This window comes from Bacillus sp. 05T31 (assembly GCF_056396725.1).
Genome location: NZ_JBFTMA010000389.1, coordinates 1 through 4,016 on the forward strand (window position 1 = coordinate 1; position 4,016 = coordinate 4,016).

The 4,016-nt window shown below is 36.2% G+C and carries 3 protein-coding genes and 1 pseudogene; all 4 read right to left on the bottom strand.

Annotated features, from left to right (window positions below):
* On the bottom strand, positions 1-1,306 hold a 1,306-nt coding region (locus tag AC1DJR_RS20010; RefSeq protein ID WP_477003340.1), incomplete at its 3' end, for a sodium:solute symporter family protein.
* The gene (locus AC1DJR_RS20015) at positions 1,303-1,500 is read right to left on the bottom strand and encodes a DUF3311 domain-containing protein (protein ID WP_002134449.1); all 198 of its coding nucleotides are present in this window, start codon (positions 1,498-1,500) and stop codon (positions 1,303-1,305) included. The genes AC1DJR_RS20010 and AC1DJR_RS20015, both read right to left, overlap by 4 nt.
* 4 nt (positions 1,501-1,504) lie before the next feature.
* Positions 1,505-2,677 (bottom strand): annotated as a pseudogene (locus tag AC1DJR_RS20020) (amidohydrolase); the annotation flags it as partial.
* A 129-nt stretch (positions 2,678-2,806) separates the two neighbouring features.
* The gene (locus tag AC1DJR_RS20025; RefSeq protein ID WP_477003341.1) at positions 2,807-3,517 is read right to left on the bottom strand and encodes a C39 family peptidase; all 711 of its coding nucleotides are present in this window, start codon (positions 3,515-3,517) and stop codon (positions 2,807-2,809) included.
* Positions 3,518-4,016: the final 499 nt, after the last annotated feature.

Below are 4,016 nucleotides of genomic sequence, written 5' to 3' on the forward strand. Positions count from 1 at the left end.
AGGTGATATATGCAACAACTAACAGCCCAATCCCCATCCCTGCAATCGCTCCTTGCTTCGTAATAATTTGCCGAGGAAACAAACTACATACAAGCGCAGGGAAAAGTTGYGTMACTATACTGTATCCCATTAAAAGAAGWGCCCCTATTGTTTCTCCTCCTTTAAATGTAAACAATACTGCTACGAGCGTTACTACAGGCACAAATAATTTTGCAGCTTTAGCAACTTGTCTATCTGAAGCAGATGGGACCATCGTACGATAAATATTTTTCGCTAACAATGTAGAAGCGGCCATAACAAGCATAGATGCTGGAACTAATGCCGTTAATACCCCAGCACTACCAATAATTCCGATAAACCAAGGATCAAACGTTTGTAAAGCMAGACGGAATAATGAAAGATCTACATCTGCTCCCTTTAAYCCTGGAACTTGCARGATAGCAGCAAACCCTGCAAAGAATACGAAAAGCAAAACTAAAGAGTACAGTGGCATGATTGCCGCATTTTTACGAAATACTTTTTCATTTTTTGCAGAGAAAGCTGAGGCAAATGTATGAGGCCACATATAAAAACCGAGAGCCGTTAATATAATAGTAGAAACAAACCAAGAAATACTCATTCCCTTTTCAGGTAAAGATAAAAAACCTGGTTTTGCAGCTTCTACAGCTTCAAACATCGGTTGAAATCCTCCGTAATAGTGATACGGTAAATATATACCTAAAAACATAACGATAAATAGTATCATAATGTCCTTCAAAGCAGCTGTCCAAGCCGATCCATGTATACCTGAAACCATTACATAAATAGTTATAACAATAGCACCAATCCATACCGCAATAACAGGTGTCACTCTTCCATAGGAAGCTTCCGAAACGATGATTCCTAATCCCTTTAATTGCAAAACAAGATACGGGATAATCGAAATAACACCAATAATTGAAACAATTACCCCAAGCGTCTTACTCCTGTATTTCTTCGCAAAGAAATCTGATTGTGAAATGAGGTTATGTTCTTTTGCATACTTCCAAATTGGAGGCAATAAGAAATACGATAAAATATAAGCTAATGCACCATACCCTAAAATATAAAATGTAGGAGCTCCTTTACTATAAGCCCAGCCACTTCCTCCTAAAAATGTGAACGTCGTATAAATTTCCCCTGCCATAAGGAGAAAAACGAAAATAGTTCCAAATCCTCTTCCTCCAACTGACCATTGTTCTAAATTCATATCTTTTCCATGTTGTGCCCGAATTCCTAAAAATAGTGCGAGAAACAAAAATATAATAATGATAAATAATGCAGTCATTTTACGTCCCCCTTATTAGCAGGATCGAATACGTACACAAGACCCATACAAAGAGACGTAATGAGCACTGATAATAGTACCCAAAATAGTAAAAATGGCATCCCCAATACGTAAGGAGTGACCGAATTTGCAAATACTGGTCCAACTACTAAACAAAGAACTGGAATAAGTGCTAGCACGTGTATTTTTTTCATCTCRTTCTCCTTTACTTATAAAATTCATAATAGATGATACAAAGACTTCCACTCCAATTGGTAATGCGTCTTCGTCAATTGTAAAACGAGGGTGATGATGCGGATATATAATTCCCTTCTCTTCATTTCCTGCCCCTATAAAAAAGAACGTCCCTGGTGCCTTTTGTAAAAATGCTGAAAAATCTTCTCCTGCCATCGTTGGCTGTAAACGAACAACTCTTTCTCTTCCATACAGCTGTAATGCTGTATGTTCAATAAGCTCTGTAACTTCATAATCGTTCACAACTGGGCGATATCCATATTCATAAGAAAATGTATACTTAGCACCGTAGGATTCTGTAATATGTTTTACAATCCTTTCAAGCTTCTTCTTTGTTTCTTCTCTTAATTCATGCCTTAAACTTCTCACTGTCCCTTCAATCTCCGCTTGTTCCGGGATAACATTATGAGTTGTCCCAGCGTGAAATTGCGTAACAGATACTACGAGAGAATCTAACGGATTCGTGAGGCGAGATACAATTTGCTGAATTTGCGAAACTACTTGCGCACCAATGGCGATACTATCAACTGTTTCATGCGGGATTCCAGCATGCCCACCTTTTCCCTCTATCTTAATTTTAAAAACGTCCGGTGCTGCCATCGCCGAACCATAAATCACCCCTACTTTCCCAACTTCTAACGACGCCCAAAGRTGAGCACCAATAATGTAATCCACACCTGYCATCACTCCCGCTGCGACCATTTCCTCTGCACCRCCCGGAAAGTTTTCTTCTGCATGTTGAAATAAAAAGCGAATCTCTCCTTTAACTTTCTCTCTTTCCTCTACCAACTTATGTACTACACCAAGYAATATYGCCATGTGACCATCGTGACCACACGCATGCATCACACCTGGATATRTWGAAATAAAATCAAACTTATTTTCTTCATGAATAGGAAGAGCATCCATATCAGCACGAACCGCGATAGTTTTACCAGGCTGCTTACCAATTAACCTTGCCATTACACTATATTTAGTAGGCCTTGAGACTTCTAAATACGGGATTTCCCGAAGTATGTCGAATACAAATTGAGATGTTTTTTCCTCTTGAAAAGATAACTCTGGATACTTATGAAAATGCCTTCTCCACTCAATCAACTGATTCTTTGATAAAACAAGTTCCTTTGCGACATCCATTTCTCTTCTCCCCTTCTTTACCAAGTTAAATGTTATTATAGCGTGAATCGTTAACTTCTGAAAGAATTTTCAGAATTTTCTATAACGAATACTCAAAAAGAAAAAGCCATCTCAAGATGACTTTTCATTTTATAAAATAGTAATTGCTTGTTTCCCCATTTGCTCCCATGCCTTTTCAAATTCAGCACGAGGAACAGCTTTTCGTGGATTGTTTGCAAGAGGATCATTTACGTATACAAAGTTTTGATCATATCCAATTACTACAACACTATGCTCATAATATGTAATTTTCACTTYACCTGAACTCGTATTCCATGTTTCAAAACTACTTTCGGCTAATGGTTTAAACGTTGTATTAATAATTACCCATACTGGAGAACCAGAACTAATTACTTTATATAGATCTTGCACGTCTCTACCCGTTAAATTAATTACTTTTTCAGGAACATACTTTTCTGCTAAATTAAAAATCGGTTGATTATATACACCGTATCCCAGCTCAGCTTTCGTGTAAATATTTCCAACGAATCCCTCATACGGATTTCCATGCAAACCATCTTGTTTAAATGGAACGCGATGAATTTCACTAGCAAGTTGCATCTTATCTACTTGTACACCTTTATGTTGTAGTAGCATAGTTAAACTTGTCACTTCACAACCTCTAGGTAATTCAGGTAACTGTCTAATAAACGGAACCTCTGTAATCATTGCACTTTCTTTCATCTCAGAGAAAAGGTCTAACCGAAATTCTTGTGCCTTTTTCATAATTTTATCTTTCTCGAAAAAAAACACGACAGCAAATATAATACCGAAAATAAAAATATATTTTAACTTTTTCATCATAAACCAAACTCCATTATATCAATTATTTTAAAGGCGCGACTCCTATCATTGTACCTTTCTTCTTACTAGTTTGCTAGAAAGATTATGTGAATTATTATTCATAAATATCGTTTTAAAATTCTAATTTTTTTCAATAAAAAGAAAAAACGATATACTTTTTCAGAATWTTTWACTAAAAAAAAATTATTAACMTAGTGAAAGAATCRCRTTTCCTTCACTAKGTTAATAAACATTMTAAGGTATTTAGTYATAGTTMGTTTTTCCTTTACATACTCAGTTCACAACAAAATAAACCGAGTATGTTTTTCACCCCCACTAATGATTAAAAGTCCCGAATGAAATCTAGTTACCACATACAAAAAAATATGGGGGGAGGGGCATATAAATCAACAAGTAGAACAAGCAGATTTAAAATACCTTACACCACTTTACCCAATAGTTCCAATCGTAGCTTTCTTGCGGGATTCCATTTAGGATCATTTGCTACATTTTATAC

Bases quoted from the DNA above. Each gene is read 5' to 3' on its own strand.
- AC1DJR_RS20015 (WP_002134449.1), bottom strand. From the start codon at position 1,500: ATGAAAAAAATACACGTGCTAGCACTTATTCCAGTTCTTTGTTTAGTA.